At 66.8% G+C, this 17600-nt stretch carries 11 protein-coding genes; 1 reads left to right on the top strand and 10 read right to left on the bottom strand.

The window, feature by feature from the left end; translation table 11 throughout:
• Positions 1-245: 245 nt before the first annotated feature.
• The 3 genes from ACIBTM_RS35350 to ACIBTM_RS35340 all read right to left on the bottom strand — a co-directional run bounded on the left by ACIBTM_RS35350 (position 246) and on the right by ACIBTM_RS35340 (position 7692).
• Positions 246-1085, bottom strand: a complete 840-nt coding sequence (locus tag ACIBTM_RS35350; protein ID WP_395881487.1) for a tetratricopeptide repeat protein — start codon at positions 1083-1085, stop codon at positions 246-248.
• 67 nt (positions 1086-1152) lie between these two features.
• Positions 1153-7257: a PA14 domain-containing protein gene (locus tag ACIBTM_RS35345; RefSeq protein ID WP_395881486.1), complete on the bottom strand. Its 6105-nt coding sequence runs from the start codon at positions 7255-7257 to the stop codon at positions 1153-1155.
• A 297-nt stretch (positions 7258-7554) separates the two neighbouring features.
• On the bottom strand, positions 7555-7692 hold the full coding sequence (locus ACIBTM_RS35340) for a hypothetical protein (RefSeq protein ID WP_395881485.1): 138 nt from the start codon (positions 7690-7692) through the stop codon (positions 7555-7557).
• Positions 7693-7910: 218 nt separating this feature from the next.
• Between ACIBTM_RS35340 and ACIBTM_RS35335 the strand changes: the two genes are divergently transcribed.
• On the top strand, positions 7911-10571 hold the full coding sequence (locus ACIBTM_RS35335; RefSeq protein WP_395881607.1) for an ATP-binding protein: 2661 nt from the start codon (positions 7911-7913) through the stop codon (positions 10569-10571).
• A gap of 775 nt (positions 10572-11346) precedes the next feature.
• On the opposite strand, the gene ACIBTM_RS35330 is transcribed toward ACIBTM_RS35335, so the two are convergent.
• The 7 genes from ACIBTM_RS35330 to ACIBTM_RS35300 all read right to left on the bottom strand — a co-directional run bounded on the left by ACIBTM_RS35330 (position 11347) and on the right by ACIBTM_RS35300 (position 17578).
• Positions 11347-12282, bottom strand: coding sequence for a hypothetical protein (locus ACIBTM_RS35330; RefSeq protein WP_395881484.1), 936 nt, complete (start codon positions 12280-12282; stop codon positions 11347-11349).
• Between the two features lie 91 nt (positions 12283-12373).
• A complete protein-coding gene (locus tag ACIBTM_RS35325; RefSeq protein ID WP_395881483.1) occupies positions 12374-13486 on the bottom strand; it encodes a hypothetical protein in 1113 nt (370 codons plus the stop codon).
• A complete protein-coding gene (locus ACIBTM_RS35320; RefSeq protein WP_395881606.1) occupies positions 13483-14184 on the bottom strand; it encodes a TniQ family protein in 702 nt (233 codons plus the stop codon). The genes ACIBTM_RS35325 and ACIBTM_RS35320 overlap by 4 nt, the downstream gene beginning before the upstream one ends.
• A 20-nt stretch (positions 14185-14204) precedes the next feature.
• The gene (locus ACIBTM_RS35315) at positions 14205-14477 is read right to left on the bottom strand and encodes a hypothetical protein (RefSeq protein ID WP_395881482.1); all 273 of its coding nucleotides are present in this window, start codon (positions 14475-14477) and stop codon (positions 14205-14207) included.
• Positions 14478-14794: 317 nt separating this feature from the next.
• Positions 14795-14929 carry a hypothetical protein gene (locus ACIBTM_RS35310; protein WP_395881481.1) on the bottom strand — a complete coding sequence of 45 codons (135 nt, stop codon included), beginning with the start codon at positions 14927-14929 and terminating at the stop codon, positions 14795-14797.
• 78 nt (positions 14930-15007) lie between these two features.
• Positions 15008-15139 (bottom strand): hypothetical protein, encoded by a 132-nt coding sequence (locus tag ACIBTM_RS35305; protein WP_395881480.1) that lies wholly within the window; start codon positions 15137-15139, stop codon positions 15008-15010.
• Positions 15140-15193: 54 nt separating this feature from the next.
• Positions 15194-17578 (bottom strand): AAA family ATPase, encoded by a 2385-nt coding sequence (locus ACIBTM_RS35300; RefSeq protein WP_395881479.1) that lies wholly within the window; start codon positions 17576-17578, stop codon positions 15194-15196.
• Between the last annotated feature and the right edge of the window lie 22 nt (positions 17579-17600).

Genomic DNA, 17600 nt, shown 5'->3' with positions numbered 1-17600 from the left:
ACGTGCTGAGATCGAGTTCTGCGGAAATGACAGGGAGGGGGGAACGCCGGGAGATCGCAGCTTCGCTTTCCGCGTCGGTTCCGGTCCGACGTTGCCGCCGGTAGACGGCTTCGCCGCCCCAGATGGCCAGAATCGGCTCCGGGCCGAGCGCGCGTTCATGCAGAACCAGGGCGTTCGGAGGCTGTCGTATTCGCCTGTGCGTAGGCGGATGGTCGCAGCGACCGCAGCACAGGAGTTGGGCGGTGCTAGCGGTGGCCGGGTTCGTTGAGGGCGCGCAGATTGGCGGCGGCGAGGGTATCGCCGAGTTCGGCTCCGGTGGTGTAAGCCTCGCGTGCTTCTTCGAGGTGGCCGAGGTGCTGGAGCGTGTGGCCGAGGTTGTTCCAGCCGTCGTTATCTCCGGAGGCGATCGCCTCCCGGTAGAAGGCGATCGCCTCGTGCGGCCTGCCCTGCTCGGAGCGGACGTTGCCCAGGTTGACCAGCACGGCGTCGTTGCCGGCGCGCAGTGCCTGCTCGTATAGGGCCGCGGCCTCGTCCAGCCGGCCGAGTTCCTGTAGCAGGTTCCCGAGGTACAGGACGGTCTCCTCGTCGAGGTCCATGTCGTGTGCGGCGCGAAACGCCGCCTCGGCTTCGGGGAGGTGACCGGTCATCTTGTACGCCCAGCCCAGTGACACCAGCGCTCGAGGGTCGCCACCCGCCCGCGCGGACTCCAGCAACTCGATCGCTTCCTGCGGACGGTCCTGATCCACCAGCACCTCGCCCAACAACCGGCTGGAGACCTCATCACCCGCTTCGACCGCCTGACGAAAATGCTGCTCCGCCAACGCCATGTCCTCGAGGTCGTCGTGATAAACGATTCCGAGGTTGCGGTGCGCGATCGCAGGGTCGTCCGCCAGCGCGAGCGTGTATGCCTGGACAGCCTCGGCGATCTTGCCGCTGTTGCTCAGCGCATTTCCGTACGTCAGCCAATAGCCGCCCTGTTCAGCCGCCTGCTGATAGGCCAGAAGCGACCGTTGCGGATCGTCGTTGGCCAACCGGTCTCCCAGCTCAAGCCATTCTTCCGGATCGAGTTGTTCCTCGGCGCTCACGACGGCCCCGTCCTGTCTGTCGCTGCAGGGAACGCGCCGACACCCTACAGCGACAGTCTGGTTTGTCTCAGTAGATCAGCATCCTGCCACCACCACCGCCGCTGCGGCCAGGTCTGCCGTAAACGCCACGGCCGTTGCCGCCGCCCCGGCTGCCATCGACTCCCATTCCACCTCCGCTGGACCGGGCGCCACCGACCCTGCCTGCCATGGGTACCCGGAAGAACGCGGCCAGTCCGTTGAGCGCATTGAGCAGCCTCCGCAGCGAGTTCAGGATGCTGTTGAGTGACTTCCGGATGGACTCGGCGGACGCGGACGGGTTGGCACGTCCGCCGCCTTTCTTGGCCTGTGTCTTCCCGCCACCCCTGCCGGACTTGACGTAGGGGCGGCGCTTGTCGCCCTTTTCGCCGCCCTTGGCCAACTTCTTAGCTTTTTTTCCAGCCTGGTGTTTGTCCCCTGTGCTCGGCCGCTTGTTCTTCTCGTGTTCAGCCTCGCCTTTGGGGTGGTCCTTGCATCTGGACTTCTTCTTGTTGCGCTTCTTCTTGGCGCATTCCCCGTCGAGGTCGAAGGTGTTGACGGGGTCGGCGTTGGTGTAGTCGTAGTCGTTCGCCGACCCGCCCGGTACCGGGTCGACCTGCAGGAAACGTCCAAGCGCCGGCAGATAGGTTCTGGCGCCCATCTCGATCGCCTGCATTCCCGACAGGTTCTCGACGGGGCGCTGGTGTTGCCCAAGCCAGCCGTTGTCGAAGCCCCCGGTGGGCTGGACGGGAATAGTGGTGAACTCGCCCGTTCCTGGGGCGATCTGCTGGCCGTAGGGGTCGTAGCTGAATATCCCACCAGTCTTGGCGCCGGCCTGGTCTGCGGTGACGATCACGTCGCCGTGGATGTTCGGGTAGGCCCAGCGGCTGCTGGTGTCGGCGTAGGACTTGGCCAGCAGTACTCCGCCGGGCAGGGACAGGATCCGCTCCGCCAGTTCTCCCCCGGTGGCCAGCACGAGGTCCGCGGTGTCCCCGCCGCCGGTGTAGCCGAGGTTGTGGACACTGTGCTGACCGGGTGTGCTGACGGTGCGGGTGACCAGGCGGTCCGTGGCATCACGGGTGTAGCTGATCGTGGTCCCGGCGGCCGTGGTGGTACGCACGTGCCGGTCGGCGCCGTCGTAGGTCAGGGTGTCTCCACTGACGGTGGTGGCATTGCCGCGGCTGTCGTAGCCGACCTGCAACTGGGTGCCGCCGGAGGCAGAGAGCAGCCGGTCGGCGTTGTCGTAGCAGTAGCTGGTGGTGACCGGCGCCGCACCGTTCTTGCTGTCGAGCAACGCGGTCCGGTTGAAGTTGCTGCCTGCCGCGGTGTTCGGACCGCATCCGCCGGTGCTGTCGAAACGGTAGGTGAGCTCGTGGTGCGGCACGCTCGCGGTGACCAGGCGCCCAGCCGCGTCGTAGCCGTAGCTGTAGGACGCGGCCGTCGTGCCGTTCTCGGCGACAGTGTTGGTCAGCACGGTGCCGCCGCGCGACCTCGTCACCGTGTCGGTCACCTTGCGGTCGGCGGCGAGCCCCCAGGTCAGCGAGAGCAATTCCCCCGAGCCGTGCCGGGTGATGGTGGATAGAGCGGTGCCGTTGCCGTACCCGACGGTGGCCAGTTCGCCCGCCGCATCGTAGGTGGGCGTGGCGACCACCTGACCGTCGAGACGGATCGAGGTCACCCGGTCCGCGTCGTCGTAGCTGGAGACCACCTGGCTGGTGACCCCGTTGACGCTGGTCAGGACGCTGACCGGTCGGCCGCCCTGGTCGTAGGCCGTGGTGGTCGTTGCACCGTGTTTGTCGACGTAGGACACCACTCGTCCGAGCAGGTCGACGGTGGTGGTGATGGTGCCGGTCGGATCCGAGACCGACGTGACGAGCGGGTCGGCGCCGACCGCGTACACGGTGGTCACCGCTCGTTCTGGCTGATCACCGTGAGCGGGTGTCACCTGTTTGACCAGCCGGTCACGTGCGTCGTGGAACAGACAGGTCCAGGCCTGGTCGTTCACCCGGGTCGCGACGACCTTGCCACTGCCGTCGTAGACGGCCTCGGAGGTCAGGCCGGCGCCGGTCGCGGGTGCCGGTGCCACGGTGAGTTTGGCCAGACCGTTCTGCGGTGCGGGGTCGGATTCGGGTGTGCACGGGTTGTCTCGGGTCTCGGTGTCTCCGTAGCTGGTGTACTTCCACTCGTTGCCCGCTGGCAGCTTGCTGGAGACGCGCCGTTGGTAGCCGTTGGTCTCGAACTCGGTGCGGGTTTGCAGGTTCATCCCCGTTCCGCGTCCGGGGTCGACCGTGCGCGCGGTCGCCAGTCCGAGGTGCGGCGCGGCGTACGCGGTCCCCGTGGTGACAGTCGGTGCCGCCCCGCCGTCGTCGTGCTCGGTCACCTTGGTGGTCAGCCCGTACCGTGGCCACAGCTGCTGTCCCGGTATCGGCTCGCTGGTTCCGTCCGGCTTGGTCCAGTGCAGTTCGAGTTTGGCGGCCGATACCTCGTCGAAGTAGTCGAGCCGCAAGCGCTGGGCGGTTCCCGCACCAGGGATCTGCACCGTCGTCTCGCGCCACTTCTCGGGGGTGACGATCCAGTCGTCCAGCAGCAGCTGGTCGTCCAGCCACAACTTGATTCCGTCGTCGGCGAGCACCCGGATCTTGTAGCTTCCCGCTGCGGGGAACAGGACCTCGCCGGTGAATCGCGCTGACCAGTAGTCCGCTGGAATATCCGCCGCCGGTGCACCATCCGCCCAGTTCTTCATCAGCCGGGCCGCGAGGTCCCCCACTCCGGTCGCGTGCAACTTCGGCGCGCCAGTCAGGCTTTTGTTGTTCCAGTACGCGGCGGCGAGGCCGTAGCTGCCGAGGCCGCCCTTGTCGTACTCGGTCTGTTCGCGGGTGACCTGGCACTCCGGCTTGGGGAGCTGGCCCGCGAAGCAAGACTCCGGGGCCGGGCCGTACTCGTCGGTGACCCGGTCCACGTGGTCGTAGACCGTGGTGGACTTGCGTCCGGCCGAGTCGATCGTGGCCGTCGGCAGGTCCCTGGCGTTCCATTCATGGCGTACGGCCCGCCCTGTAGCGTCCACATCGGACAGGGTTCGGTAGGCCTGGTCGTAGGTGACCTTGCGGTCAAACCCGCTGGGCGGCGCCGTGCCTGCGGCGTCGACCTGGGTTTCGTTCGCCGAGACATAACGGTAGCTGTGTGCCGGCCGGGGCTGCCCTGGTGCCGGTGGCGTCTCGGTCACCGAGGAGACCTTGTTCTTGCCATCGTGTTCGATGTAGGCGATCTCGGTCGCGATGCCGGGGAGCGAGCCGCGGTTCGGGAAGTCCGCGGCGACCCAGTCGTTGAGCAGCGGCTCACGGATTCGCTGAAGCGCACCGTCCGCGGTGTATCCGAAGTCGGTGACCTCGCCGCCCGGATCCTCGATCCGGGCGAGGTTTCCGTTGGCGTACCACAGGACGGTCTGCCGACCGTCCCAGTAGGCGAGCCGGCAAAGCGCCTGCGCGGGAGGGGCGCTGTCGGCACCGGGAGGTGGGGTGAGACCGGTGTAGCAGCTGTCGCCGGGCCTGTTGTAGTGCAGCCGGATCGCCCGCCCGGAGACCGGGTCGCGGATCTCTCTGAGACGTCGCGGCGCCCCGTCGTTGACGTACTGCAGCGCCGCGGGTTTGCGGTCGTCGACTGCCGCGGTCTGCGACTCCACTCTGCCGTCCGTGCCGAACACGGTGATGTCGCCGTCGTGCAGAGTGATCTTTCCGTCCGTGTTGAGGGCGAGGATGCCGTCCTCTCCCTCAGGCGGGGTGTAGCCGCCGGTGGACTTCTTGGTCCAGCTGTGCTTGGCGCCGGTGGCGTCGGTCAACACGATGGTCTGGTCGAGTTGCTGCGCTGAGACGTAGCCCTCGCCTCCCCCGTCCAGATCCGCGGACAGGGTCCACCCCTCCGACAGCGGTGGAAGGTCGTCGGTGAACAACCAACTGGGGTTCGCCGGCTGCGGCGGAACCGTGACGCCGTCCGTGGTGCGCACGAACAACCGCGCGATCGCGGACCCCTGCTGCTCGGCCAGTTCAATCTTGATCGGTATGCGCTGCCCCTTGGTCATGGTCACCGAGCCGATCGCCTGCTCGGGTGCCCAGTTCACCGCCGACACTCCGCCACCGCGGTAGAGCTGTTGCCCGTTCACCCACACGTTGAACGCATCGTCGTGCACCCCCGCGAACTGGTAGGTGCCGCTCTCAGGTGCGGCGAAGTATCCCGACCACCGGGCGATCCAGAAGTCGGCGGGCAGCGCGGGCGCCTGCGGCGACTCGGTGCCGTAGTCGATGTTGACCGCTGCTTCCAGCCGCACCAGCGACGGCTGCACACCGTCGTCGATCGCCTGGTTGTGGTTGATGTCGTTGAAGTACTCCGCGGTCAGCCCCCGTGGGGTCACCTGCTGGGAGTTGTAGGAGAACGTCACCCCGGCCTCGCCGCCGACGGTCGGCAGCGACGGCGACTTCGCCGCGATCGCGACGTTGCCGTTTGCCAAGTTGACCTCGGCGCCGCCGAGCTCGTCGGTGGGTGCCGGCCCGTCGTCGCCGATCCGCTGGTCGATCCGGAAGTGTCCGACCCACGGCGGTCTGACCGTGGTCAGGTTGGATGTCGTCCACGCCTGCCAGGTGTAGGCGACCCCGTCCCTGAGTATCCGGTCCGGCACCGTCCATGTCGGACTGTCGATACACCCGGACTCGACCACCATGCCCGAGTTCCCATCGGCGCCGGTGGCCACCCTGAAGCAGTAGCGAACCTGCTCACCGTCCTTGTCGGGTACCGGAGTGACCTGCAGCGTCGGTCTGGTGTCGGTGAGCACGGCCCGGTCCGCGGGACTGACGAGGTTCGCCGCGAGCGGGGCGCTGCCGTAGTCGACCAGCAGCTGGACGTCGAGGTGCTTGTAGGTCCAGGTGCCTGGCTTTTCGGCGCCGACAAGGGTGAACCAGACGTCCTTGGAGTTGACCGACACCAGATGGCGCAGGAAGTGCGTCAGTTCCGGGTCGCTGAACTGGCCGGACTCACCGATCACCGCGCTCGCCATATGGGCGCCCAGCCCGTTGAAGTCCAGGGTTGCGGTGTGATAGAGGTCGGCGGGCCAGCTCTTGGTGGATCCGGTCACTCCCGGCTCGCGCCATACGTCCACCCGGGCGCCGACTACGTTGCGGCCCATCATCGTGCCGAGGTCCAGCCGGAACGCCGACCTGTTGTAGGTGTCTCCTTTGGCCTGGCTGTTACCGATGCGCAGGCCGCAATTCTCGCAGTCGTACCCGTCGGTGCGCCACGAAGCCTGGTGAAGGTCCACATAGGACAAGGTGGGGTCGACGAACACGGGGTACTTGCGCTCGGCCGCCTTCAGCCAATGCTGATCCACTTCTACTGTGAGCAACCAGCTCTGGTCGTCCTTGGCCAGTTCATACCGGCCACCGGTCATGCCGGGTGCCGAATCGCCGTTGCCCGCCGAGTCCCACACCTCCACCGGCGGCATGACCATGACCGGCTTGTCGGCCCCGTCGCGGAACTCCACGCCCCCGCCATCCCTGGTGACGACCGGGGTGAGCCCGGCCGTGCGCACGCGGAATCGCCAGTTCGATTCTCCTGGCTGGTGCAGTACCACCGTCTCCTTCACCGACCCCCGCCCCAAGTGGTAGCGGAGGTCGACGCCAGGACGAACGCCCGCGTAGCCGACCGTCTCGCCGTCGGTGGTGCGTTTGCTCGCGGCCACGCCCTCGAGCGCGAAACTGACCCGGGCCGCGCCCACACCGGCCTGAACCAGCGTCGGGTCCGCCGAGTCGGCCGCGAACGTCGGATCCAGCGGATGTCTGGCCGTGCCCAGCCGGCCATCGGCCCTTGGCCGCCAGCTGGTGTCGATGGGTTGCCACTGGCCGGTGGCGTCCTGCATGTTCAACGGTGTGGCCGACCTGCGCTCGGTGACGGTTCCGTCCGGGTTGCGGTACTCCTGGGTGTACTGCGTTCGCCGGATCACGCTGGAACGCCAGACGTCAAAACCGGAACTGCTGCGGTCATTGCCGGCCACCGGCTGGAAGTCCGCGTCCGTGCGGCCTGGAGCGAGGCCGTCCTTGGCCTGACCGCCGGGCAGCAGCGGCAAGCTCGTCACCGGCACCGACGTGAGCTCTGCCGCCTCGGCGCTGCGCACCGGTCCTTGGCAGATCGATACACCGACAACGGCTGCGAGAAAAGCCGCCATCGCACGCTGATAGACCTTCATCACGCCTTCCCCCCAAGCAATCACTGCTTGCCCCGGCAACTGGTGAAACCTGAACGAGCTTCGCCACCCAGAGACCACTTGCGCAGCGGCCAACCGGGTGCATTCACAGCTACTACGCGCACCAGAACCCAAGCGTCGCAACCACAACTGCCCCGTACAGGCGTATCGGCACCGACCCGCCGGGCCCAGGCTAGCGACAAGCGATATCCCCGGATAGGAAAAATGTCAGGTCGACGCGGCCAGGATGCCGCGGCAGACGATCCTCGACGAGACTCCGGTCTCATGATCCACCGCGTCGACGTGCCTGGCGGACACGAGCGATATCAGCCGCCATTCGCGAAGAGAGGCCGAGTTGCGGCTCACCGATTTGCGGTGGCGCCCATGAATGTCAGGTCGCTCGAGTTGCCGCCCCGTCGAGTGAGCCATCGCGGCCAGCGACGCAGACGGCTGACCTTTCACCCGCGCAGACTATGGCGGCCTTGGTTCCCTTATCACGCCACTGCTCTCTTGAGACTCTTGTCTGGCAGCCCAGGGAGGGAACGGCGATGGTGGCGAGGCGAGGTTCACGGCACCACTTGATCGTGGTGGCCGATGTGGAGAAGTTCGGGGATCGACACCGGACGGTGCTACACCAACAGGCGGTGCGCAACGGGCTCTACGACGTCATAGAGACAGCCTTCACCCTGGCCGGGACGGCCTGGGAAGAGTGCTACCGGGAGGACCGCGGGGACTCGGTGTTCGCACTCGTGCCAGGAGAAACGGACAAAGGAGCGTTCCTGGAGGCTGCATTGCCGATGCTGGTGACTCGCCTTCGGGTGCACAACGACACCCATCCGGCGGTGCAGCGGATCCGGTTGCGGGTCGCGTTGCATGCCGGGGGGGTCGGCTATGACGAGCACGGTGTCACGTCAAGTTCGCTGACGCTGGCGTTCCGGCTGTGCGACGCGCCACCGCTGAAGACCGCGCTCGCCGCCTCGCCTGGAGTACTGGTGGTGATCGCGTCGGACTGGCTGTTCGACGACGTCGTCCGCCACACGCCCGCCGCGGCCCCCGCAACATGGCGACCGGTTCCGATCCAGGTCAAAGAGGCCGCCACGACTGCATGGATCACTCTGCCCGATCATCCCTACCCAGCCGACGCGGATCCGAGGACGTCGGACACCCGGACAGCGTCGGCAGGCCGTTCGCGCGCGGGGGCGGCCAACGTTGTGCCCCGGCAGCTTCCAGGGGCGGTGCGGGACTTCACCGGCAGGGCCGAACATCTGGCCGCCCTCGACGCGCTGCTCCCACCCGACCCCGACACGTACGACGAACGACCGCAGTCAGTGGTAATCACGGCTGTCGACGGCGCCGGCGGGATGGGTAAGACCACCCTCGCGCTGCATTGGGCCCACCGGATCCAACACCGATTCCCTGACGGCACCCTGCACGTCAACCTGCGCGGCTACGGCCCCGGCGACCCCGCCACCCCCGCCGAAGCACTCGGCGGTTTCCTGCGGGCATTGGGCGTCGCAGCCCGCGCGATCCCCGCCGACGTCGAAATGCAGTCAGGATTGCTGCGGTCGATGCTGGCGGGCAAACGGGTGCTGATGGTGCTGGACAACGCTCACAGCGCCGAACAGATCCGCCCCTTGCTGCCCGGCACACCGGGCTGCATGGTGGTGGTCACCAGCCGCGACAGCCTCACCGGCCTCGTCGTCACAGACGCCGCCCACCGCCTCACCCTCGACCTGCTCACCCCACCTGAAGCACTCGACATGGTCACCGGCATCCTCGGCGCCGAACGGGCCGCCGCAGAACGGGGCGCAGTCGACGAACTGGTCCGGTTGTGCACGCGATTGCCGCTAGCGCTGCGAATCGCGGCCAGCCGCGCCGCCATCAATGCCCATCTTTCGGTCGCCGAGGTCGTCTCCGAGTTGGCCGACGACCGCACCCGGCTCGACGTGCTCAGCGAGTTCGCCGATGAGCGCGCCGCCGTCCGCGTGGTCTTCGACTGGTCCTACCGGCGACTCCCAGTCATACAGGCACGGCTGTTCCGCCGCCTCGGCCTGAACCCCGGTCCCGACCTATCCCTCCCAGCCGCCGCCGCACTCGCCGGCCTATCCCCCGCTGCCACCCGCCCTCTACTCGCCGCCCTGGCTGATGCGCACCTGATCGAACCCGCCGCTGGTGGCCGGTACTGGTTCCACGACCTGCTGCGCGCGTACGCCGCAGACCAAGCCCTGCACCACGACACCGGCGACGACCGCGACCAGGCACTGGAGGCTTTGCTGACCTGGTACATCCACACCGCCCACGCAGCCGACCGCAAGCTTTACCCCGCACAGACGTGGCCTTGGCACGTCGTGGCCGAGCCGACTCTCCCATACCCGATCAGCGACTTCGACCACGCGTTGGCTTGGCTCACCACCGAGCGCAACAACCTGATTGCCGCACTGCACTATGCCGACGAGCATAAACTCGATCGCCACACCATTTCGCTAGCCATCGCATGCGCCTTCACCGCGACAACGGTCAGTTGGCAAGCATGGATCGAGATTGTGACGGTCGGGCTCACGGCTGCGTGCAGAGTCGGCGACCAAACCCAGCAGGTGCATCTACTCGCACATCGCGGGAGCGCGGCAACGTATCTGCGCCAGTGGAAGCAAGCAGCCTCCGACCTCGATCGTGTGGAAACGATGGCGCGAGACTTGGGCGACGAAGAATTAATAACCCAGGTGCTCAATGACCGAGGGCTGCTTCTTCTCAAACAGGGGCGGTTCAGGGACGCACTGCGGTATCTCGACAAAGCGTTGCCGCTCAGTCGCGGCATTGACACCGGACGCTGGGAGGCCGTGGTGGAAGGCAATCTCAGCACCGCGTACGCTGGCCTCGGCCACTACCGGCAAGCACTCGACCATGGGCAACGCGGCCTAGATCTGCGTCGGAAGGCGGGAGACCGCGCCGGTGAATCAGCCGCCATAACGCACATAGCTCGAGCGCAGCAAGGACTGGGGAACCACGAGACTGCCGTCACCTTGTGCCGGGCGGCGATTTCCATCGGGCGCCGTGTAGGCATCAGCCAAGACGAAAACATCGCAGCGCCATTGGATGTCCTCGCGGCATCCCTACACCATCTCGGGCACACAAGCGAGGCCATCGCCTTCTGGCAGGAATCCGCCACCATCCACGATGACTACGGAGTCCCGCACAACGCCACCGATGTCCGCCAGCGTCTCCGCGACGCTCAGAACCGGCCCTGACGCCGCCGCGCTAACGCCCGCTTCGGTACTGCCTGATGTCTGCGGCGAGTGATCCGTTCGCGCTGCTGCTGCAAGTTCGGGCCACTGCTGCCCAACGGGGCTCAGTGAGATCCATGACGAGCCACACCTCAGCTCCTCGAGCGGTCGGTGGGTGATCTGGGCCCCGACCACCCCATAACCAGGACCATCCGCTCGAACCTCGACGGGGCGAAATCCACCTGACACCGATACCGTGTGGATCGTTACGCCCCAAACGAACGGTGGCGTCCACCATCCACTCATCGGCTATGAGCGGACGCTGCTGGTCCGTTTGTGCCGCCGCGCCTCCGACCGGTGGCGGCTGCAGCGCTCGACGAGCTCCACGACCTTGGTGCTCCACGCCACCACGTGAGGGCGCGACGACGATCGGCGAGTCGCCAAGGCCAGTCAGATGGCCCAGCGATGATCAATCTAAATCCAATGACATATTTGCCAATATTGGCCAAGATCAACGAGATCTAACCACCGGAAATGAGACCCTACAGCCGCTGTAGGGTCTCACCACTCCTGACATGTCGATCGCGTATGAACTGCGGTCTTCGCCGTGTCTCACAACGATGTCACCATGATCAGTCTCAGAGATCGTGGCACTTCCTATCCCGACAGGCCCCGTACTGGCCGAGTCGAACGACGGAACACACGCGACCTGCACCGAAGCACGGTCGCCCGTTCGGCCCAGTGTTTGGCGGGTCTTCATATTTGCCGCCCCTCGCCGAAGGCGTGCCTTCGGCGAGAGTCACTCTGGTGGTACTACGAGGTCCCGGTTCGCCGGTTCGGATAGCGCATCGGGGAAGAGGTCGAGGTCCGTGAAATCCGGCAGATGCGCATGCGACAGAGTCTGACCGGCAGCGGGCATGGCTCGCGCGATCTTGCGGTTGACTTCGGTGACGATCGCCTCGGCATCGGTGTCGATCAAATCCGGGCTCAGCAGCACAGTTCGCTCGAATTGGGCGAGCAGCTTCTTCACCGCTGGCAGCCGGTCTTCACGAGCCGCGGATATCAGGGCGGTATACAATGCTCCGACCTCGGGCAGCCGTGCCCAGTCCGCGCGTGCACTGCTGGCCTCGATACTAAGGACGACGTAGGCAGTGTTCGTTACTGGTGCGCCATCGCTCCAATACAGAACATCGTCAGTCAGCAAGCAACGCTTTTGAGCGAGCGTCGTGGAAGTGGTCGCCAGTACGGCGAAGACCCCGGTGCGAACGGGAGTGAAGGTCCGGACTGCACCGACTTCGAGCATCGAATCGCTCGTGCCGATCAAGGCGTTCAAGCCGTCTTTCAGCGGCCGGATAAGGTTGAGCGCTGGTGCGACGAACGAGATTCCCGCCAGCTCTCCGACGGACTGAAGAAGGTCGAGGTAGGGCTCGGCGAGCTCCTTCTCCTTGATTGCGAACAAGCCGACCTCAAGCTCGAGCGCGCCGCCAAGGTTGGGGACCGGACCCGCGAGCCGGGTCGGGCCGATCGGCACTCTGGCGAGTTTATCCCCGGTTATACCCCGCATCGACGCCGGGCTGGTGGTCAGAAGAAACTCGGCGGGGGTCCCACTCGCGTGCTCCAGCCGGGCGTAGCTCGTGAGCGAGCAGTGATACTGCGACGTCCACCGCCGCTCATAGGGCAATCGCATCGCCAGCAGATGGACATGCAGGTACTCACGCTCCACGTCGCGGCGCACAAGGTCGCTCCGGGCTTCGTGCGCGCCTAGCTCGCGTATTACCCAGGAGCTGGCCGTGGTTTTGACAGTTGCAGGCCACAATCCCATGAGGTCATCCGTTCTGCGGGCTGAGCCGCATCATGCGCAAGACCTGGCTGGCCCAGATCCAGCTGGTGCACTCGAATGGCGCCCCGATTTCAGTACGTTCGCTGCAGAAGCCGATGAGCTTGCCATCGCTGTCATACAGCGCAGCTCCCGAATCCCCGCCCGCGGTGTCGGCGTCGGTCAGCACACACAGCGCTGTGCTCTGGATGTGCGACATGAGCCTCATGTCGAAACCTCGAACCATCGTCCTGGTGGGACCCGAGCGAGCTCCATCGAAGGTCGCCGGCACCTGGACCCTGGGAGGAACCTCCAGCACGTCATCGGCCGGCACGTCCAAGTGCACTTGATAGGGATGCGCAAGCAGTGCGCAGTCGAGGACCTCGCTACTGCCGACCACTGAGGTGCGATGCCCGGACACGTACAGGTCGTCTCGGCCGTGAACCGCATGCCACGCTGTGGTCAGAACCGCCTCGCCGACGTCGGTCACCGCCGCCACCCCAACGGTGCCCACGGCCCGCTCCTCCTCGATCGCCCTGATCGCCAAGCAGGCTTGGGCGGTCATCGGCACGAAGCCGGGCGAGGGAACGACGAGAGCGGAATATCTCCGTCGAGTGCCGACCTCTATTATTGCCGACTGGACCTGACCAAATGCGAATGACGAGAACCCCCGACCGAGGTTGTGGGCTAGGTAGCTCACAATGTCGAACTCGTAGAGCCAATCGCGCCGGCCGCTGTCTACTTGCGCTGACATGTCAATCGGCACGAGAATGGGTTCCGCCGCCGGGTGCAAGCCTGGATCAAGCACTACAAGGTCAAACCGCCCGCCGCCCGCATGTGGTACCACGAAAGTCTTCACCTCGCCGAAAAGCCGCCTCGAAGCACCAGCTTGCATTAGCTGATCACGCAGACCGCTCCGATAACGCCGGCGGGTAATCCTCTGAGAAACGCCGCGGTCGAATGGGGTTGAGTCTGCGCGCACCCATAGCCGGGCGGCGAGCATGAGCTCCGCCCGTTCTGGCTCGACACCGAAGGCCTGCGCGAACTCCCGAGTGGCCGGCCCCACTCCTTCAGCCGCACCGTCATAGCCGACATACCGGTCGGCGAACTCGGTGATGTTCATCTGCACCCCGCTTGCTCACTCTTCCGGCATTTGTCGAAAGTCGCGAGAGACTGACGATCTGTTACAGAACCACGGAGAGGCGCCGAGCACTGTTTCTGTCGAGCGCGCCCATGCACGACTGCCGACAAACTGGCGTTCCGCCCTCTTTCAGAGGCCATCGCACGTCGCCTGCGGTCCCACGCCGGTGAGCGCGCGATCGGCCGTCGATGAAGCCAACTATCTCCAGCCTGCGGACGCAGCAGCCCGGCGCCGGGGCGCGGGATCTGTCCACAGTCCGGGCAGCGGTCGACGAGCAGACACCGGTGTCTCACGCAGGCGAACGACCAGCCCAGCCGCCACCGCAACTGCCAACGCCCACCGGTTTCGGTGAGACAGAGCGGGCAGAACCACGTTCCCCGACGGCGGGTCCACGCGTGGTAGGTCACCAGCCGCCGGGTCGAAAGGTCTGTCCGAAGCACGGCGTTATAGTGCGCGGGCGTCATCTTTTGCAACGTCGGGACGGGCACGCCGGTCGCCTTGGCCACCTGGGTGGCCTCGTCGTCCCGCAGGACGACCGTGAGCCCCGTGGTGCTGCCGCGGAGGGTGGTGATATCGAGTCCGAGCGCGGGCAGCAGGTCGCGGGCGGGCGTGGCCAGTCTCCGCGAGAGCGCTGCCAGCCACGAGTCCAGGCCTTCGCCGGGAACCGGCTCGACGCGCACTGGCAGGCGGCGCGGCACTGTCACGACGTGGCCGCACGACGGCGAGCACCGGCGGCCGGGCTGGTGATCGCCGTGGTGAGACGTCGCGCAGTGAAAGCAGCTTCGAGTTCGCGGCGGCCGTTCTCCGCCGCAGCGTCGTTCTTCACGCTGTCGAGCACGGTCTGGTCGAGGCGTTCAGCGCCGGTGCGCACGGCCCGCTGGCAGCCGCGGTTGATCAGCGTCATCAGCGACCCGATGTGCCCGGTCGACCGCGCGAACAGGTAGTCGGACAGGGAGATAGTTGGCACAGTCACTACCACTAGGACGCTCAACTGTGACTGAGTGCTTAAGTTGGCCAGTTGAGCATGATGGTTGGCCAGTCTGGCGCTCAGGCTGACCCGAGCCTCTAGCTTCGGGGCCCTCCCCACGGCTGGCGGAGTGACGGCGACCGATGGCTTTCCACCGTGGTGCTCGGTAGGTGGGCGGAGGCCCAGAAGAAGGGCGCGGTGACCGTGGCCGTTTAGGTCTCAGTGTCGAACACGACGAGCGCCTCGTTGTCGGCCGCCCTGCGGTAGAGGAGTTGGCCGATCGACTTCCACAGCGCCCTTTCGGCGGGCAGGTCGTCTGGGAGTTAGAGGCCCATCGCTTTGAGGAGGTCGCGCCGGTAGAGGTCGAAACTGGCTCGGAGAAGTTCGCCGTAGGCGACTGCGGACCGCACCGACGCCGCGTAGGCGCCCCAAGCCAGCACCGCTGCCGCAGCCGACACGACGAGCCAGAGCAAGGCTGGCAGCCCGAGGGATGGCCCGAGGATGAGGGTGATAACGCTGAACGCTCCCGCCAGGGCCTAGGTCACCACCATCAGGTCCATGCTCGCTTTGGCATTCGCCAGGATGGCCCGGGTGCTCACGGGAATGACCAGCAGCAGTCGCGGCCAAAAGTAGACGGGGTCGAGGCCGTAGCGGCGATGCTGTGGCATATGTAGACAGTCTCGGTCGGTGAGCGTCAGGCCGTGGTGAGAGGCGGGCAGTGACTACCCGGCGCGGGTCAAGGTGCTCGTCCCGCAGGAACGGCAAGTCCTCAGCCCCTCTTCGTCAGACGGCATCGTCATCGTCCACCAGGCGGTGTCCTGATCCGAACCCACTGTGATCGTGACGGTGTTGTACCCGATGATGGGACCGCAGGCGCCGCCGCCGCTATCGTCAGTGCGGGCCGGCGCCCTCCCTGTGGCTTCCGTGTCATCACCGATCAGTTCGATGGTGTCGCCGCAGGTCGTGCGGACGAGGTACACGCCAGGCTCGGATTCCTCGATGCCGAACTCGTCCTGGCCTTTGCTCCAGGTGCCGGCGATCCCGGTCTGTCGGGTGTTCGTGGCCTCAGTCTCTGAGGTATCTGCGACGCCGGTTCGCTGGTCATCCGCGACGCCTGTCTCTTCCTCACTGGTAGTCGTGGTCGGCCAACTGCCTGCGGTCTCGGTTTCCTTGTTCTGGTCGTAGGCGATGAGGGCGACGACACCAGCGATCGCGAGCGTGACGAGAAGCGTGGCCAGCAGCGAGCCGCCCTGAGCGGCGGCTGCCGCCGTTGCCCCGGTGGCGGCGGTCGCTCCGGTGGCGCTGTTGGCTAGCGCCGGACTTGTCACGTCGGTGGTCAGGCCGAGGTCACCGCCGTCCGGCGCGGTGGTGGAGTTGCCGAGCGCTGGGGTCGGGTCTGGGTCGGGAGGCACCTCGACATCGGCGCTGTCGGCGAAGCCGGTGCTGGAGTAGACCGGGTCGACGCTGTCGAAGGTGGTGAGTGACGAGGGTTCCGGCATCGTGTGTCCGAGGTCGGCCATGTGGTCGGCCACGGCCCGGGAGGTGTCGCCGTCGTCGGCGACGGCTTGCGCCGGTGCGTCGAGTCGACCGGGCGGCTGCAGTTCCTGCGGCAGGAACTGGTGAGCGTCGGAGGCGGTGGTTCTGCCCTGGTCATCGCCGAGGACATGCCACAGCACGGCCGCCTGTCCCAGCAGGGCCGCCGCCGCGACGCGCCGACCTGTGACCAGGCAGCGGATGCCTTCCTCGTGGGTGAAGTACGCCTCGGCCTCTGGGTCGCCCGCACGCCGGGCACCGGCCCAGCCGCGGCCCAGCGTGCGTCCCCAGGCGTCGAACCGCAGCGAGTGCGCCAACTTCGGTGCTGCGGCGCGGCCGAGCGCCACAGCGAGTTCGGGCATCCCGGCGTTCGTCGCGAGGCCGGCGACCCTTTCGATCGCCCTGCTGTGGGCGGCGACCTGGGCCGGTGTGGTGGCCGGATCGGCCGTCCACCGGGTGAAGTACCCGCACAATCCCTCGACCGGGACCGCCGCGGGGTCGCGGTGCCGCACGGCCGACGCCACGCCCGGTGCGCACCGATAGCCGTGTTCGCCCGGCGTCACCAGCCCAAGGCCGGTGAGGCGCTCGCACAGCGCGGCCGGATCCGGTTCGCCCGCCAGGACACCGATGTGCTCAGCGGCGAGTTCGGCGTCCTGCAATGCCGCGAGAAGATTCAGCGTATTCATCGCGGAGTCGTCGAGCTGTTCGAGTAACCGCGGCAGCAGGTCCTCGACAGCGCCCGGCGCCGGCAGTGCCGACCGGTCGGATCCTGACATCCCGGCCGCGCGCAGCAGGAGCAGCGGGTTCCCGCCGGACACATGCCACAGGTTCAACGCGGTGGCGCGTTCCGCGTCGTGCAACGGCCTGCCGAGGGCCCGGGTTAACAGTCGCGTCGCCGGGTCCTGGCCGAGGCCGTCCAGGTGGTGCACGGCGCCGTCTCCCAACAGCGTGCTGTCCCGACAGGCAACGACGAAGGTCGCGTCGGGTGCCAAATCGGTGAGCTCTCGCAGCTGGTCGATCGTCAGGTCGGCGTCGTCGACGTACACCGTGATCCGCAGACCGGCCAGCATTGCGCGCAGGTCGATCCGGGACGGTGCGTAACCCGAGGTCCGGTAGCAGGCCTCGAACACCTCCTGCGCGAGATCGGCGACCTGCTTGTGTGTGGCACCGACGAACACCACACCGTCGGGTCCGTTCTCGGCCGAACGCGCCAGGTGGCGCAGCAAGGTGCTCTTGCCGATCCCGGCTGGCCCGCACAGCTGCACCAGACCACCCGCGGCGATGGCCTCGGCCAGCGCCGCCGTATCCGCTTCACGCCCGAGCGGCTCGCGCGTGCGCCGGGGAAGAACCGAGATCCGATCCCGGCGCACAGGCGCGGGCCGCTCCCGCTCGACTCTTCCCACCGTGACGGCGGATCCGTGTCGCGCGTCGATCACGAGGTTGTAGTCCCCGGCGACCACCGGCCCGTCGGTGCTCCCCCCGACCTCGACGCTGTAGCTGATGCTCTCAACCCCCCGCGCGGGGCCTTGACCCTCCTCGTCCGGATGTCCGAGGTCGTCCTGTGTCCGGCTCACGACCACTCCCTCGTAACGTGAG

The sequence above is a fragment of the Amycolatopsis sp. NPDC049868 genome (genome assembly GCF_044461365.1).
Taxonomy (GTDB): Bacteria; Actinomycetota; Actinomycetes; order Mycobacteriales; family Pseudonocardiaceae; genus Amycolatopsis.
The sequence above is the reverse complement of the archived record's forward strand: the minus strand, read 5'-3'. Positions and strand labels throughout refer to the sequence as shown.

What these genes read in the sequence shown, in the direction of transcription:
- ACIBTM_RS35305 (WP_395881480.1), bottom strand. Translation starts at nt 15,139, where the DNA reads ATGCCACAGCATCGCCGCTACGGCCTCGACCCCGTCTACTTTTGGCCG.
- ACIBTM_RS35325 (WP_395881483.1), bottom strand. Translation starts at nt 13,486, where the DNA reads ATGAACATCACCGAGTTCGCCGACCGGTATGTCGGCTATGACGGTGCG.